We start from the raw sequence: 15026 nt of genomic DNA on the forward strand, positions 1-15026 counted from the left end.
CCGCGCGCTCGCGCCCCTGTCACGCGGCCGCGCGGTTTCCGGGCCGCACGCGCGCGTGGCCCGTTCGGGCCGTGGCCGGCTCTCCCTAGCATCAGGGACATGTCCGGCATCTCACCCCTGCGCGCCTGGTGGGCGCAGCATCCACCGGCGACCGGGGCCGCCGTGATGGCCACCGGCATCATGTCGACGGGGCTGCACCTGGCGGGCGCGGAGGCCCTGTCCCGGGTGGCGCTGGTGGCGGCCTGCGTGATGTGGGTGGCGCTGGCCGCGGACGTCGCCGTACGGCTGGTCCTGGACCGTCGGCGGCGGGTGGCTCAGGCCCGGACGCCGGGCACGCTCAGCGCGGTGGCCGCGACGACGGTGCTGGGGACGCGGTTCTCGGCGCTCGGGTGGCAGACCCTCGCCGAGGCCCTGCTCGCGCTGGCGGTGGTGCTGTGGCTGCCGTTGCTGATCCTGGTCGTGAAGCACTGGAAGCCGCGCATGCCCGGTGCCGTCTTCCTGGTCTGCGTGGCCACCCAGGGGCCGGCCGTGCTGGGAGCGACGCTGGCGGCGGCCGTGACGACGGCGTGGCTCGCGCACCTCTCGCTGGTCCTCTTCTGGCTGGGGCTGGCGATGTACGGGCTCGCCGCGCCCCGGTTCGTATGGCGGCAGATCGCCGAGGGGCCCGGTGACCAGTGGGTGGCGGGCGGCGCGCTCGCGATCTCCGCGCTGGCCGGGGCGAGCCTGCTGGCCGCCGACAGTGCGCGGCTGTACCTGTGGAACGACGACGACCGCGGCGTCCTGCGCACAGTGACGGTGGCGCTGCTGGTCCTGGCCCTGGCCTGGTACGCCGTCCTGCTGGCCGCGGAGGTGGCGTGGCCCCGGCCGCGCCACGACGTGCGCCGCTGGGCGACGGTGTTCCCGATGGGAATGACGGCCACGGCGACGCTGTCGGTCGCGGCCGCCGTCGGCGGCGCGTGGCTGAAGTGGCCCGGGCGGGTGCTGGCGTGGGTCGCGGTGGCGGCCTGGCTGACGGTGGCGGCCGGCGCGGCGGCGGCCGCCCGTGCCGGACTCAGGAAGGCCCGCTGAGGACCGCGCCCGTGGTGGGGCTCAGGTCCACAGGACGGCGATGAAGATGTTCACCATGGTGAGCAGGCCCACCAGGCCGAAGGCACCCTTCTCCACCTTCTCGTCGTCCCGTTTCACGTAGACGAGCCCGAGGATCACGATCAGCAGGGCGAGTTTCACGCCGATCTTGATGGTGTTGACGTGGTGGCCGTCGGCCTCGTTGAGGCCGACCAGGATCACGCCGGTCGCGAGCATGGTGAACGCGCCGTGCAGCATCCCGGGCACGAACCGGGCCGTGCCCTGGCCCATCGCCTTCATCTGGGTGAGGAAGCCGCCGAGAAGCGCGGCGATGCCGATGATGTGCAGGCCGACGAAGAGATGGATGAGTACGTCCATGGCCCCGGAGCCTAACCAGGGCCCTACGGGGCACCGGGCACCGGCCCCTCCCTCAACGCCCGCCGCCCCGCATATATGCACCCCATAGCACTCCGCGTCCCCCGCCAGTCCCGGAACCGCCGCTTCGGTCATCCCACCCCGAGAAGCCGACGGCTCCGGACCGGAATGCCGTTCACATACCGTCGGGTAACGATCCGGTCACGCCAATTCCGTGCATCGCGTCACCAGGCCGACACACTCGGGCCTACCGTCCTCCCCCAGGTGACCGACTCCCCACCGCCGCCCGGGCCAGGGGCGGCAGTCGGACACCACCGCCGAGAAAGTCCGGCGACGGTCCGCTACCCCTGCGCGGGCCGCCGCCGGACGCACACTCCGCACTCCCCCGCGGCCGTACGGACGCTCCCCTGGCGTTCGCACGGACGAGACGGCGTTCGTACGAAAGGACGGGACAGTCCAGGTGGCAGCGCACCGCAAGCCCCGACAGCACTCGCTCAGCGGCAACACGGCCCGCGCGGCCGTCACCCTCGCCCTGGCGGGCGCGGCCACCGCGACGGCTTTCGACGGGACCGGAAACGCCGAGCCGCCACTGACACCGGCGCAGGTGAAGGCCAAGGTGGACCAGCTGTACCAGGAGGCCGAGGCGGCCACCCAGAAGTACGACGGAGCGAAGGACAAGGCCGACACCGCCCAGCGGCGGCTGACGTCGCTGCAGGACGAGACCGCCCGCGCGCAGGAGAAGCTCAACTCCGCCCGGGACGCGCTCGGTTCGATAGCGGCCGCGCAGTACCGCGACGGCGGCATCGATCCGTCCTGGCAGCTGGCGCTGTCCAGCGACCCCGACCGGTACCTGGACGACGCGGCGTGGGCCGAGCGGGCCGGCGACCGGCAGGCCGGTGCGGTGGCGCGGGTGCGCGGCCGGCTGCGGGAGATCGAGCAACTGCGCGGCGCCGCGCACGTGGAGCTGGCCTCGCTGCGGTCCCGGCAGGCCGAGTTGAAACGGCAGAAGACCGCCATCAACGGCAAGCTCGGCGAGGCCCGGCGGCTCCTGGAGCGGCTGTCGCCGGGGCAGCGGGCGGCGGTCACGGCGGACGACGGCACCGGGCGCGCCTCCCGCTCCGCGACGGACGCCCGCGCCCCGCTGACCGCCGGCAGCGTCGCCGCCGCCGACTCCCGGGCCGCGGCCGCCGTCGCCTACGCCTACACGAAGCTCGGCAGCCCCTACATCTGGGGCGCGACCGGCCCCGACGCCTTCGACTGCTCGGGCCTCGCCCAGGCCGCCTACCGCTCCGCCGGCGTCTCCATCCCCCGCACCACATACGCCCAGATCAACGCCGGCCGCCGCGTCGCCCGCTCCGAACTCCAGCCTGGTGACCTGGTGTTCTTCTACTCGGGCATCAGTCACGTAGGCATCTACATCGGCGACGGCGAGATGATCCACGCGCCCAACCCGTCGGCGCCGGTACGGATCGCCCCGATCGACGAGATGCCGTTCGCGGGGGCCACACGGGTCGTGTGAGCCGCCGGCCTCCGGTCGGCCGCGCGGCGCCGAGTCCGCGCGGCGCCGTCTCAGACCAGCCGGCGCGCCGTCGCCCAGCGGGTCAGCTCGTGCCGGTTCGACAGCTGCAACTTCCGCAGCACCGCCGAGACATGGGACTCGACCGTCTTGACGGAGATGAACAGCTGCTTGGCGATCTCCTTGTAGGCGTAGCCGCGGGCGATCAGGCGCAGCACCTCGCGCTCGCGCTGGGTGAGGCGGTCGAGGTCCTCGTCGACCGGCGGGGCGTCGGTGGAGGCGAACGCGTCCAGGACGAACCCGGCGAGCCGCGGGGAGAAGACGGCGTCGCCCTCCTGGACCCGGAAGATCGAGTCGACCAGGTCGGTGCCGGTGATGGTCTTGGTGACGTAGCCGCGGGCGCCGCCGCGGATCACGCCGATCACGTCCTCGGCCGCGTCCGACACGGACAGCGCCAGGAAGCGCACCGGCTGCTCGGCGTCCGCCATCAACGGGGCGCAACGGCGCAGCACTTCGACCCCGCCGCCGCCTGGCAGGTGCACGTCCAGGAGGACCACCTCGGGCCGGGTCGCGGTGATCACCGAGACCGCCTGGTCGACGTCGGCGGCCTCGCCGATCACCTCGACGCCGGTCTGCTCGGTCTGCCCGATCTCGGCCTGGACGCCGGTCCGGAACATCCGGTGGTCGTCGACGAGGACCACGCGCACCCGGCGCCCGGCCTTCTCCGCGCCTTCCGCCGGGCCGTTCGCCTCGGTCGCGTCGCTCATGACGTCTTCTCCGCCCTCTCCATCTCCAGCTCGACCTCCGTGCCGCCGCCCGGCACGGACCGCAGCCGTGCGGTGCCGCCGTGGCGCTCCATGCGGCCGATGACCGATTCTCTGACACCCATGCGGTCGGCGGGTATCGAGTCGAGGTCGAAGCCGGGACCGCGGTCGCGGACGGACACGAAGACCGTCCTGCCCTCGACTTCGGCGTAGACCTGGACGGCGCCGCCCTCGCCACCGTACTTGGCCGCGTTGACCATCGCCTCGCGCGCGGCCTGCATCTGCGCGCCCGTCCGCTCGTCGAGCGGGCAGTCGCCGACCACCACGACCTCGATGGGAACGCCGTGCTTGTCCTCCACCTCCGCCGCGTTGCGCCGGACCGCGTCGGCGAGGGTGGCGGGTTCGTCGGCCTCGTCCTTGCCGGTGCCCTCGGGCTTGTAGAGCCAGGTGCGCAGGTCGCGCTCCTGGGCGCGGGCGAGGCGGCGCACCTCGCCCGCGTTCTCCGCGTTGCGCTGGATCAGGGTGAGGGTGTGCAGCACGGAGTCGTGGACGTGGGCGGCGACCTCGGCGCGCTCCTGGGCGCGGATGCGCATCAGCCGCTCCTCGGAGAGGTCCTGGGTCATGCGCACGAGATACGGACCGGCGAGCAGCGTGATGCCGACGAGCACGGCGAGGGCCGCCTGGAGCACCGCGCCGATGTGCGCGGCGGAGCCCTGCATGACGAAGACGCCCGAGACGCCCGCGGTGACGAGCAGCACGCCGACGCCCGCGCGCAGCAGGGTGAGCGTACGGCGCCGGCTGCCGACCTCGACCCAGCGGGCCCGGCGGGCGTTGTCCGCCTGGCGCCAGACGAGGGCGACACCGGCGGCGACCAGGACCGCGGGCAGGAGATAGGCCTTGGCGCCGCTGGTCAGGTTGACGCTGCCCACGAACACCATGGACACGACGACCATGAGGAGCAGGGCGACGATCTGGCCCCGGTCCGGTTTGCGGGCGACGAGTCTGCGGCGGCCGTCGGCCAGGGTCTCGGTGGCGACCAGGGACGGCGGTTTCTGGCCGCCGACACCGCCGACACCGAGGGGTACGAAGAACCAGAACGCGGCGTACAGCAGCGCACCGAGACCGTTGGCCATGAACAGGCCGACGAAGACCAGCCGCACCCAGACCACGGGCAGCCCGAGGTGCCCGGCGAGGCCTCGCGCCACTCCGCCGAGCCAGCGGCCGTCGCTGCTGCGGTAGAGCTTGCGCGGCGGCCGCGGGTCGTCGAGGGGCACTGCTGCGGCTTCCGGCATGCCATCGATGTTCACACGCCCGGAGTTGCGGAGCATCAGGGTCGACCCCCGAGACTCCCCTGATCTTCGGATTTCCCCCGGCTCCGGGCGCCGCGGCCCCCTTCGAACGCTTCCCGGTCCGGTCTCGGGGCCGATTTCAGGGTTCGGCCAGGGTCATCCCGACTGCCGTTGCGGCGGCACGGCCGTCACCATTGACTCATGACTGAGCACGAGCACGCCGCGACGGGTCCGGGACCCGGCCCCGGCCCGCGGCCCGCAGCGGGCACCGGGCCGTCGGATGCCGCGCCCGCCGCGGCGGAGACGGCCGCGACGGGGGCCGACGCCACCGGCGCCGGCGCGGAAGCCGTCGACGCGGCTCCCGTCCGGTTCCGGCGGGACCGCGGGCACAAGATGATCGCGGGCGTGTGCGCGGGGCTCGGGCGCCACACCGACCTGGACCCGGTGATCTTCCGCATCACGTTGGCCGTGCTGGCCGCGACCGGCGGCATCGGCCTCCTCTTCTACGGCTTCGCCTGGCTCTTCGTGCCCTACGAGGACGACGAGGAGAACGAGGTCCGCAAGCTGCTGACCGGCCGGGTCGACGGGCAGGCCCTGGCGGCCGTGCTGTTCGCGCTGGTCGGCTGCGGAGTGCTGCTGACGATGATCAGGAACGGCCAGGTGCTGGCGTTCGCCGTCGTCCTCTCCCTGCTGCTGGCCGGCGCCGGGTACTGGTCGCGGCGCCGCGGCGCCCCCGACCCCGACCCGCTGTCCGCGCAGGCCGTCGCCGACGCCCCGCCGGAGGCCCAGGCGCCGCCGATCCCGATCTCCTACCCGTCGTGGTGGCGCGACCCGATCGTCAAGGACGGCACGCATGTCGGCGGCACCGGCTATCTCTGGGGCCCGGCCGACGCACGCGGCCGGGCCGCCCCGGGGCTCGACATCCGGCTGAGCACCCCATGGGTCCACGGTCAGGACGTCCGCGCCCGGCAGAGCCCGCCCCCGAAGCCGCGCGGGCCGCGCTGGATCAGCGGCTGGATCTTCCTGTTCGCCCTGCTGGCGGGCGGTCTGGGCGCCGGCCTGACCTGGGACGGGCACCCGCTGGGCATCAGCCTGCAGACCGGTCTGGCCTGCGCGCTGATCGTGTTCGGGCTGGGCACGGCGCTCAGCTCGTTCCTCGGACGCACCGGGGCCGGCTCGCTGTTCCTGGCGCTGGTCACAGCGGCGCTGCTGGCGGGCGCGACGGCCCTGCCGTCCGACATCAGCACCCACTGGACGCGGGCGTCCTGGACCCCGGCCACGGCGGCGGAGGTGTCGCCGAAGTACGACCTCGGGACGGGCGTGGCCACGCTGGACCTGACGCACATACGCGTCGCCGGGGGACAGACGGTGGCGACGTCGGCGGAGGTGGGCGCCGGCCAGCTGAAGATCGTCCTGCCGGCGGACGTGACCGTGGCGTTGAGCATCGACGTGGGGGTGGGCGACATCCAGTTGCCCGGTGACGACAAGAAGGACGTGAACGTGGAGCCGGGCAGGCACAAGAACGTGACGCTGCCGCCGACGAGCGGCGCGAAGCACACGGGGACGCTCGACCTGGATCTCCAGGTCGGCGCGGGACAGGTGGAGGTGACCCGTGCTGCGGCATGAGTTCCAGCCCGGGCGGCTGGTCGTCGGTGTCTTCCTGACGGGGGCGGGGGTCGCCTACGCCGGGGACGCGGGCGGCTGGTGGGACACCGAGTGGTTCGCGGTCATCCCCGTGATGGTGGTCGGCCTCTTCCTGGCAGGGATGACCGCGGCCCTGAGCCGGGCGATACGCAGGCGCCGCGGCACACCGGAGGGCTAGCCGCGGCACACCGGAGGGCGCTAGGAGGCCAGAGCGGGCTCCAAGAGGGCCTGGAGCCCGCTAGAGCCCCAGCGAAGCCCGTGCGGAGCGGTGTCGGCGTCGGGCGCGGAGCATCGCGTCCAGGGAGAGATAGGGGGCGCCGGCGAGGACCAGGGGCAGCCAGGCCATCAGGTAGGCGAGGTCGTTGCCGTAGTAGTACGGGGAATTGGCCCAGCTCACGGTCAGCCAGAGGCTGAGCGAGATCAGCGCGCCGCCGAGCGCGGCCAGGCGGGCCAGCAGGCCGAAGAGGGTGCCGAGGCCCACGGCGAGCTCGCCGATGGCGATCGCGGTGCCGAAGCCGACGGGGTTCTTCAGGGCCAGGTCGACCAGGGCTGGGATCGCGGCGGAGTCACGGACCCCTCGCATGGTGTCGCCGATGGATCCGGACCCGCCGGACTTCAGGAAGGCGCTGTCGGTCAGCTTGTCCAGGCCGGCGTAGATGAAGGTGACGCCCAGGAAGATCCGCAGAGGAAGGAGGGCGTACCGGGTGGCGGTTTCGCGCAGTCCGCGATCGCCGTCGAGATAGGGGGTGTGCGTGTCCGAACGAATGCTGTGAGTCATCGTCAGTAGCCGCCTCTCGCCGCTGTACCCATGCCCCTCAACAGACCATACGTACGACAACGGCGACCGGCTCAACCCTCTCCGGGACGTTTTTCCGAATTTCGGCCGGGCTCAGCCACCCGTGAGGGTGGAGAAACGAGGGCAAGGAAGGCCGGAAGGGACCCGCCCGGGCCGTTCAGTCGGTCACCTCGACCACGCACCGGTTGGTCGCCACTCCGGCCGCCGTCACCACCTGGACCTCGACCGAGCCGGGCTCCACGTCGGCCGGGACGGGGACGGTGAGAACCTGGTCCGTGGGGTTGCTGAAGCCGCCGATGACGGGGACCAGGGGGACGTGGACGTTGACGGCGCCGATGCGGACGACCATGCGGGAGAGCCGGTCGGCGCTCTGGGCGCCGGGCGGCACGAAGCCGGTGCCGCGGATCTCGATGTCGTCGCCCGTGCGGATCGGGGCGTCCAGGTCACCGGCCTCGCGGGCGCGCACGACGGAGAGGATCACCGGGCGGCCGCCCTCGGCGTACTTGCCGGCCAGGTAGGTCGCGGCGGAGATCAGGACCACCGTCGCGAGGCCCCAGGGCAGGTCGGGGAGCTGATCGGGGCGGCGGGCGAGCCGTACGGCGGCGAAGATCAGGGCGACGGCGCTGATGGCGACGTACTGGATGTCGGCGAAGGTGCCGCGGCCGGCGTCGTCGGTGAGCAGGTCGGCGGCCCGGGGGCGGGGGGCGCGCACCTTCTGCAGGCGCTGGCCTGCGATGCGCAGGCCGACCACCCGGCGCACCAGGACGGCGATGCCGCAGACCACGGCGAGCACGGTCACCACACCGGCGCCGCGCGCGAGGTCGAGGCCCGAGATGAGGGCGTCGCGTTCGGCGGAGGAGGAGGCGGCGGCCAGACGGCCGGCCAGGACGAGGACGGAATAGGCGACGAAGAGGACCCAGGAGGCGGCGACGGTGCGGGAGGTGGACATGCGGTTGTCCTCGCCGATGACGGGGGCGAGCACCCCGCCGCGCGAGCGGTGGAACCAGGAGGCGGCGGTGAGGGCCAGGGCCGTGATCAGGGCGGCGAGCAGGCCGGCGGTGCGGGCGCTGGTCCAGCCCGCGCCGACGGCGGTGAGGGACTGGGTGAGGAGCATGATCACGACGGCTGCCCAGACGGTGCACGCGGTGCGCAGCCAGAGGCGGGCGAGCCAGGCCTGGCCCTCGGCGCGGCCGCGTTCGGCGACCACGTCGGCGGACTGGGTGAGTTCCTCGGAGACCCACTGGCGGGAGGCGGAGACCGAGTGGGCCACCGCCGCGGGCAGCCCCTGTCCGGCCGCGAACTCATCGCGTTTGAGGAGGAATTCGGCCACCGCCCGCCGGTGCCCCTCGCGTGCCCCGTGCGGGCAGTCCCCGCACGCGCAGCCGCCCCCGTGGACACCCGAACCGGCGCCCCGCCCCGCCTCCTGCACCGCCACGCCCGACGCCCGCCTTCCCCACGCCCGGGGCACGACCCGCAGGGCCCTTCCCGGGGCCGGACGGCGTCGTGCAACTCCCTTGTGTCGAGAGCGAATTGTGCCCTACGCCAGGCCGTTCTCGTTCAGTGGGCCGGTCACGACGAGTGAAGGTACGGCGGACATGTTGACCTGGCTGCGAGAATTTCCCCATGGCCGAGATCATCCAGCGGGACGGGACCTGGGCCTTCGACGGCAGCACCGTCCGGATCACACCGGGACGCCACCGTTGCGTACCGCTGTTCCGGCAGACCTACGGGGAGATCGCCGTGCCCCTGGAGGCGGTGGCGGGGGTGGCGTACGAGCCGGAGCGCAGGCGGGGGCGGCTGAGGATGCGGCTGCGCGAGGGTGCGGACCCGTTGTTGCAGGCGACGGGCGGCCGGTTGCCGGAGGCGGCGGATCCGTATCGGCTGACGGTGGACGCGGACCGGTCCGGGGTGGCCGAGTACGTCGTGGCGGAGATCCGGCAGTCGCTGCTGCTGGACCAGGTCCCGAAGGAGCCGACGAAGACGTATCTGCTGCCGGGGCCGCCGGTTCCGGTGTCGGTGCGGTCCTCGGACGGCACGGTGTCGTTCGACGGTACGCAGGTGCGCATCGACTGGGCCGACACCTCCGACCGGGTCAAGCGGGCCACCGGGCCCCGGATCATCGGCGTGGGCGATCTGGTGCAGGTGGAGTGGCTGCCCAACTCGGGCCGCGGGGACGGCTTCCTGCGGTTCGTGACCCGGGAGACAGCGTTCTCGAAGCTGCCGGCCGAGCGCGACCCGTACGCCCTCGACCTGTGGGGCAGTGTCCGCCGCGACCTGCTGACGGCGCTGGTCGCGGCGGCGGCCACGGCCCGGCTGCCGCATCCGTCGACCCGGCCGGGCGCGGAGTACGCCGGCCGGGACCGCGCCCCGGTGACCGTGCCGCGCCAGTCGGCCGACCTTCACGACGTCCTGCTGCGCAGACTGCGGGAGCTGGGCGAGCTGCACCGGGACGGGGTGCTCACGGACGAGGAGTTCGCGCTGACGAAGGCGGCCGTGTTGCGGAGTTTCTGAACCGGGGGCTAACTCAGCAGGTCCGGTTCGCTGCGGCTGATGTCCTGCCACAGGGGCTGGTAGTTGATCCAGGCCACCAGGTCGCCGCCGAGCTGTTCCCGGGTGGCGACGGCGAGTTTGTGGTCGATGAGCAGCGGACGGCCGGCCGCCTTGGCGGTCAGCTGGACCTGCGCGGACTTCTCCATCGACAGGAACCACCAGGCCGCCGCGTCCACCGAGTCGCCGACGGTCAGCAGCCCGTGGTTGCGCAGCACCAGCGCCTTGCGGGAGCCGAGGGCGGCGGCGATCCGGCGGCCCTCCTCGGCGTCGACGGCGACGCCGGTGTAGGCGTCGTAGAGGGCGTGGTCCTCGTAGAAGGCGCAGCTCTCCTGGCTGATCGGGTCGAGCAGGTCGCCGAGGGCGGACAGGGCGCGGCCGTACACGGAGTGGCAGTGGGCGACGGCGACGACGTCCGGGCGGGCCGCGTGCACCTGCGCGTGAACGGTGAAGGCGGCCTGGTTGACGTGGTAGCCGCCCTCGATCACCTGGCCGTCCTGGTTGGCGAGGACGAGGTCGCTCACGGTGACGTGCTTGAACGGCATGCCGAACGGGTTGACCCAGAAACAGTTCGAGTACTCGGGGTCGCGGGCGGTGATGTGCCCGGACACCCCGTCCTCCAGTCCGGACCGGCCGAAGATCCGCAGCGCGCCGGCGAGCCGCTCCTTGCGATGCCGGCGCTCGTCGTCGAGCGAGTCGTACATCGGCGGCATCGCGAACTGGAGCTGATCGGTGGGCAGCGGCAGGGGCGGAGTCGGCCCGTGCATAGGTCCTCCAGCACTGGGTTTTTGTTACGGCCGGAAGTTACCGCCGGTCAGCGCAGGAAAACAGAGCTGTTCTGTAAAGATGACGCACGCGAGCAGATCGCGACAGAAGATGTCGGGAATCGACAGCGAAGTGGCTCGTACGGCGCACGTCGACGAGGTGGCGCCGGCCGGAGCCGGGCCACCTCGTCTTCAGCACCTTCTTCAGCTTCCTTCAGCTTCGTGCGCACCGAGAGCGACCGGACACGCCCGGGACTACTCCCACTCGATGGTGCCCGGCGGCTTCGAGGTGACGTCGAGGACGACCCGGTTGACGTCACGGACCTCGTTGGTGATCCGGGTGGAGATCTTCGCGAGGACGTCGTACGGCAGGCGGGACCAGTCGGCCGTCATGGCGTCCTCGGAGGAGACCGGGCGCAGCACGATCGGGTGGCCGTAGGTGCGGCCGTCGCCCTGGACGCCGACGCTGCGGACGTCCGCGAGCAGGACCACGGGGCACTGCCAGATGTCACGGTCCAGGCCGGCCGCGGTCAGCTCCTCGCGGGCGATCGCGTCGGCCTCGCGGAGCAGGTCCAGGCGCTCCTTGGTGACCTCGCCGACGATCCGGATGCCGAGACCCGGACCCGGGAACGGCTGGCGCTGGACGATCTCCTCCGGCAGGCCGAGCTCCTGGCCGACCATCCGGACCTCGTCCTTGAAGAGCTTGCGCAGCGGTTCGACCAGCTTGAATTCGAGGTCTTCCGGCAGACCGCCGACGTTGTGGTGCGACTTGATGTTCGCGGTGCCGGTGCCGCCGCCGGACTCCACCACGTCCGGGTAGAGGGTGCCCTGCACCAGGAACTCCACGGCCGGGCCCGCGTCGGCGATGATCTCCGCCTGGGCCTGCTCGAAGACCCGGATGAACTCGCGGCCGATGATCTTCCGCTTCTGCTCCGGGTCGGAGACCCCGGCGAGGGCGTCGAGGAAGCGGGCCTCGGCGTCGACGACCTTCAGCTGGACGCCGGTCGCGGCCACGAAGTCCTTCTCGACCTGCTCGGTCTCGCCCTTGCGCATCAGTCCGTGGTCGACGTACACGCAGGTCAGCTGGGAGCCGATGGCCTTCTGCACGAGGGCGGCGGCCACCGCGGAGTCGACGCCGCCGGACAGACCGCAGATGGCACGCCGGTCGCCGACCAGTTCGCGGATCGCGGCGACCTGCTCGTCGATGACGTTGCCGGTGGTCCAGGTCGGCTTGAGGCCGGCGCCCCGGTACAGGAAGTGCTCCAGGACCTGCTGGCCGTGCGTGGAGTGCATGACCTCGGGGTGGTACTGGACGCCGTAGAGCTTCTTCTCGTCGTTCTCGAAGGCGGCGACCGGGACGACGTCCGTGGACGCGGTCACGGTGAAGCCCTCGGGGGCGGCGGAGCAGGCGTCGCCGTGCGACATCCACACGTGCTGCTCGGCGGGGGTGCCCTCGAAGAGGGTGGAGGCCGCCTTGGAGACGTGCAGGTCGGTACGGCCGTACTCGCGGGCGCCGGTGTTGTCGACCGTGCCGCCGAGGGCCTGGGCCATCAGCTGGAAGCCGTAGCACATGCCGAAGACCGGGACGCCGGCCTCGAAGAGCTCGCGGTCCAGGCGGGGGGCGCCCTCCTCGTACACGGACGAGGGGCCGCCGGAGAGGATGATCGCCGCCGGGTTCTTGGCGAGCATCTCGGCGACCGGCATGGTGCTGGGCACGATCTCGCTGTAGACCCGGGCCTCACGGACGCGGCGGGCGATGAGCTGGGCGTACTGCGCGCCGAAGTCGACGACCAGGACGGTGTCGGGAGTGGCTGATGACACGAGGTGCCTTCCGGCGGTGGGGGCGGGGTCTGGGACTACCGATTCTAACGGGGTGCGCCGGGGCGGCTCCCGTCCCCGGAGGCTCCGCCCCCGGACGCCCGGAAACCCCTGCCCACCCAGCAGCAGGCCCGCCCCCGTCCGGCGACGGGGTTCTGTGGCATACTCGGCCCCATGCTCACCCACACGACCTTCCTCTTTACCTATGGCGACCGGCCCACCGGCTGCCATGGTCGTGCTGCTTGAGACACTGACAAGCGACTTCCCCAGGCGCCCCGGGCCGACAAGGTCCGGGGCGCCTGGTGTTTTCTCCGGATCCTGTCGCTCCGGGGCACCGCAGCCCTTCAGACGAGGAGCCCCGACATGACCACGCTCGATGTGACCGGCGCCCGTACCCCCGAGGCCGCCGAGGTGATCGCCGGTGCGCGGGAGCGCATCGACGCGCTCGACGACCGGATCATCGGTCTGATCCAGGAACGGATGGCCGTCTCCGCCGTCGTCCAGGAGGCCCGGATCACCTCCGGCGGCCGCCGGGTGAACCTCTCCCGGGAGATGGAGATCCTCGGCCACTACAGCACGGCGCTCGGCAAGCCCGGCACCGCCCTCGCCATGACGCTCCTGGAGCTGTGCCGGGGTCGCATCTGAGTCGGGCGGACCTGAGTTCGGGCCTTTCTCACCCGTACGGCGCGTGACCGGCCCGCGGGCCGTTTCGTTGGGTGGGGTGTCCGTGCCAGCCAGGGGCGGGCCCGAAGAACCACGCGTGGCTCACTGGGGCGATGAGACGTACGGAACGTGCCGTGCGTCGTGGGACCTCGCTCCAGTCAAGTGACCGGACGGCAGGGGACAGCAGCCCGGTCACCCAAGAGACGGCCGGCTCCGGGGACGCCCGGGGCCGACCGGCGGAAAATCGCAGAAATGCACAAGGGCTGGGTCAAACGGTTGCGGAGGCCGCGTGCATCCAGCACGATGCGTAGAAGGCCCGCAAGGCCTTCGGAGTTCCCAAGTCCCAGTTCAGGCAACGGTTTTGCCGTGTGCCGACCGTCCGCCAAAGGTCGAGACCTGCCGTACGCCCCGAGCGCGCCGGGGCGCCGACCCGGGGTACGGACGGTGACACAGGGCACAGAGACCAGCGGCGCAACCCCCCGGCGCCGCTTCCAGGCACCGACGCTGCCCTGACGTCGGTGCTGACGAAAGAAGGGCCCCGCGGCTCCGTCTCGCGGGGCCCTTCTCCTATGTACGGCTCGCCGTGCCGCAGGCCTGCTCCGCGCCGATGTCGCGGCTGCGGTCGTACGGGTCGACGGACGGACCGCTGGGGGCGGCCCCGGCGGTCGGGGCCTGGGACGGGAACTGCGGGTGCAGATAGCCGTCGTTGATGTCGCAGGCCGAGTTGCCGGCGTCCTCGTCGTAGCGCAGGAGGCTCAGGCGGCCGGGGGTGACCCGGTACCGCACCGGGTCGGGGAGTTCGGCGTCGATGACGCGGCGCACGATCGTGCGGGTGACCTCGGTGGAGCCGTCGGCACGGACCACCGGGTAGACGAAGGTGTAGTCGGCGTGCACGGCCACGCCCTCGAACTTGCCCTTCGTGAAGGTGATCCGGCCGCGCACCTTGACGATCTTCCCGGCCTGCTTCACGTCCTTCGGGTCGAAGCGGCTGAAGAGGAACAGCGGGTCATGGGTCTTGCTGGGGCTGCGCAGCGAGGTGGTGAGGTTGTCGAGCACGTCCGGCTGCTTGGGGTCGAGCACCGAGAGGGCGGCCCGGGGACGGCCGCCGGCCACCACGTCGGGGTTCAGGTTGGCGTCGACCAGCAGCCTCTTGGTCTGCTGGAGGGCCAGTTCGACACGGTCCTTCGGGATCGCGCCGAGCGCGGTGGCCTTCGGCAGCACGATGCCGGCCGCGCCGTCGGCCCAGCGCAGCGCCGGGGAGCCGGCGAACGGGTGGGCGAGCGTGGGGGTGTCGGGGGCGACCGCGGAGGGCGGGGCGGTCGGGGTGGTGGTCTCGTCGGGCAGGGGCGCGGTGGCGGTGTCCGTGCCGGCGGACGAGCCGAAGGGATCGCCCGGGATCAGGGAGGGCCGCATCGCCACGACGGCCACGGCGATCGCCAGCGGAACGCCGACGACCGCCCAGGTCCTGCGGCGGCGGGCGGCCCGGCCGTTCATCTCCTGCCAGGCGGGCCCGGTCCGCCACCCCTCGGGCTCCCCCTTCTGCCGCTTGAGCCGCGCGGTCACCTCCCGGGCCCGGGCGGAGGGCTCCTTGGGGGCGGACGTGCGGATGTCCCGTTCGGAGTCGCGGAGGAACTGTGCCCATACCTCGTCGGATATGGAGGAGGACGACGGCTCGTCCCCCGACGATTCTTCGGACCGTCTGTCAGACATGACACTCTCTCGCTCGGCCGTTCGACGGGGCCGAGAATAACCTTGGAAACGGCTGTGTCCATGCCACCCGGTAAC

General features: G+C 72.4%; 14 protein-coding genes. 6 read left to right on the forward strand and 8 right to left on the reverse strand.

Features of this window, described 5'->3' with window-relative positions; genetic code table 11:
* The first annotated feature begins 99 nt into the window (after positions 1-99).
* Complete coding sequence (locus tag AB0P24_RS39735) at positions 100-1068, forward strand: tellurite resistance/C4-dicarboxylate transporter family protein (RefSeq protein ID WP_365802857.1); 969 nt, start codon at positions 100-102, stop codon at positions 1066-1068.
* A gap of 21 nt (positions 1069-1089) precedes the next feature.
* Here the strand turns inward: AB0P24_RS39735 and AB0P24_RS39740 are convergent, their stop codons facing one another.
* Positions 1090-1443, reverse strand: a complete 354-nt coding sequence (locus AB0P24_RS39740) for a hypothetical protein (RefSeq protein ID WP_365802859.1) — start codon at positions 1441-1443, stop codon at positions 1090-1092.
* 457 nt (positions 1444-1900) lie between these two features.
* On the opposite strand from AB0P24_RS39740, the gene AB0P24_RS39745 reads away from it, so the two are divergent.
* Positions 1901-2959: an NlpC/P60 family protein gene (locus tag AB0P24_RS39745; protein ID WP_365802861.1), complete on the forward strand. Its 1059-nt coding sequence runs from the start codon at positions 1901-1903 to the stop codon at positions 2957-2959.
* Between the two features lie 50 nt (positions 2960-3009).
* Here the strand turns inward: AB0P24_RS39745 and AB0P24_RS39750 are convergent, their stop codons facing one another.
* Together AB0P24_RS39750 and AB0P24_RS39755 are read right to left on the reverse strand one after the other, a co-directional pair.
* Positions 3010-3723, reverse strand: a complete 714-nt coding sequence (locus AB0P24_RS39750) for a response regulator transcription factor (protein ID WP_234534206.1) — start codon at positions 3721-3723, stop codon at positions 3010-3012.
* The gene (locus AB0P24_RS39755; protein ID WP_365802863.1) at positions 3720-5012 is read right to left on the reverse strand and encodes a PspC domain-containing protein; all 1293 of its coding nucleotides are present in this window, start codon (positions 5010-5012) and stop codon (positions 3720-3722) included. Before AB0P24_RS39755 ends, AB0P24_RS39750 begins: the two co-directional genes overlap by 4 nt.
* Before the next feature lie 198 nt (positions 5013-5210).
* Here AB0P24_RS39755 and AB0P24_RS39760 point away from each other — a divergent pair, with 198 nt between their 5' ends.
* Both AB0P24_RS39760 and AB0P24_RS39765 read left to right on the forward strand, forming a co-directional pair.
* Positions 5211-6635, forward strand: coding sequence for a PspC domain-containing protein (locus AB0P24_RS39760; protein WP_365802865.1), 1425 nt, complete (start codon positions 5211-5213; stop codon positions 6633-6635).
* The gene (locus AB0P24_RS39765; protein WP_365802867.1) at positions 6622-6831 is read left to right on the forward strand and encodes a hypothetical protein; all 210 of its coding nucleotides are present in this window, start codon (positions 6622-6624) and stop codon (positions 6829-6831) included. The genes AB0P24_RS39760 and AB0P24_RS39765 overlap by 14 nt, the downstream gene beginning before the upstream one ends.
* Positions 6832-6891: 60 nt before the next feature.
* Here the strand turns inward: AB0P24_RS39765 and AB0P24_RS39770 are convergent, their stop codons facing one another.
* Both AB0P24_RS39770 and AB0P24_RS39775 read right to left on the reverse strand, forming a co-directional pair.
* Positions 6892-7431, reverse strand: coding sequence for a DoxX family protein (locus tag AB0P24_RS39770; RefSeq protein WP_365802869.1), 540 nt, complete (start codon positions 7429-7431; stop codon positions 6892-6894).
* Between the two features lie 175 nt (positions 7432-7606).
* Positions 7607-8884, reverse strand: a complete 1278-nt coding sequence (locus AB0P24_RS39775) for a hypothetical protein (protein ID WP_365802871.1) — start codon at positions 8882-8884, stop codon at positions 7607-7609.
* Positions 8885-9072: 188 nt separating this feature from the next.
* Between AB0P24_RS39775 and AB0P24_RS39780 the strand changes: the two genes are divergently transcribed.
* Positions 9073-9960: a DUF4429 domain-containing protein gene (locus AB0P24_RS39780; protein ID WP_365802873.1), complete on the forward strand. Its 888-nt coding sequence runs from the start codon at positions 9073-9075 to the stop codon at positions 9958-9960.
* An 8-nt stretch (positions 9961-9968) separates the two neighbouring features.
* Here AB0P24_RS39780 and AB0P24_RS39785 read toward each other — a convergent pair whose 3' ends face one another.
* On the reverse strand, positions 9969-10763 hold the full coding sequence (locus tag AB0P24_RS39785) for a class II aldolase/adducin family protein (RefSeq protein ID WP_365802875.1): 795 nt from the start codon (positions 10761-10763) through the stop codon (positions 9969-9971).
* Positions 10764-11015: 252 nt separating this feature from the next.
* Positions 11016-12581 (reverse strand): glutamine-hydrolyzing GMP synthase, encoded by a 1566-nt coding sequence (gene guaA, locus AB0P24_RS39790; RefSeq protein ID WP_365802876.1) that lies wholly within the window; start codon positions 12579-12581, stop codon positions 11016-11018.
* Between the two features lie 360 nt (positions 12582-12941).
* On the opposite strand from guaA, the gene AB0P24_RS39795 reads away from it, so the two are divergent.
* A complete protein-coding gene (locus tag AB0P24_RS39795; protein ID WP_181805191.1) occupies positions 12942-13223 on the forward strand; it encodes a chorismate mutase in 282 nt (93 codons plus the stop codon).
* A gap of 585 nt (positions 13224-13808) precedes the next feature.
* Here the strand turns inward: AB0P24_RS39795 and AB0P24_RS39800 are convergent.
* Complete coding sequence (locus AB0P24_RS39800) at positions 13809-14951, reverse strand: hypothetical protein (protein WP_365802878.1); 1143 nt, start codon at positions 14949-14951, stop codon at positions 13809-13811.
* Positions 14952-15026 lie beyond the last annotated feature (75 nt).

It is taken from the genome of Streptomyces sp. NPDC086519 (genome assembly GCF_040686075.1).
GTDB lineage: Bacteria > Actinomycetota > Actinomycetes > Streptomycetales > Streptomycetaceae > Streptomyces > Streptomyces shenzhenensis.

Bases quoted from the DNA above. Each gene is read 5' to 3' on its own strand.
- AB0P24_RS39750 (WP_234534206.1), bottom strand. From the start codon at position 3,723: ATGAGCGACGCGACCGAGGCGAACGGCCCGGCGGAAGGCGCGGAGAAG.
- AB0P24_RS39785 (WP_365802875.1), bottom strand. From the start codon at position 10,763: ATGCACGGGCCGACTCCGCCCCTGCCGCTGCCCACCGATCAGCTCCAG.
- AB0P24_RS39780 (WP_365802873.1), top strand. From the start codon at position 9,073: ATGGCCGAGATCATCCAGCGGGACGGGACCTGGGCCTTCGACGGCAGC.
- AB0P24_RS39760 (WP_365802865.1), top strand. From the start codon at position 5,211: ATGACTGAGCACGAGCACGCCGCGACGGGTCCGGGACCCGGCCCCGGC.
- AB0P24_RS39735 (WP_365802857.1), top strand. From the start codon at position 100: ATGTCCGGCATCTCACCCCTGCGCGCCTGGTGGGCGCAGCATCCACCG.
- AB0P24_RS39800 (WP_365802878.1), bottom strand. From the start codon at position 14,951: ATGTCTGACAGACGGTCCGAAGAATCGTCGGGGGACGAGCCGTCGTCC.
- AB0P24_RS39740 (WP_365802859.1), bottom strand. From the start codon at position 1,443: ATGGACGTACTCATCCATCTCTTCGTCGGCCTGCACATCATCGGCATC.
- AB0P24_RS39770 (WP_365802869.1), bottom strand. From the start codon at position 7,431: ATGACTCACAGCATTCGTTCGGACACGCACACCCCCTATCTCGACGGC.
- AB0P24_RS39755 (WP_365802863.1), bottom strand. From the start codon at position 5,012: ATGCCGGAAGCCGCAGCAGTGCCCCTCGACGACCCGCGGCCGCCGCGC.
- AB0P24_RS39795 (WP_181805191.1), top strand. From the start codon at position 12,942: ATGACCACGCTCGATGTGACCGGCGCCCGTACCCCCGAGGCCGCCGAG.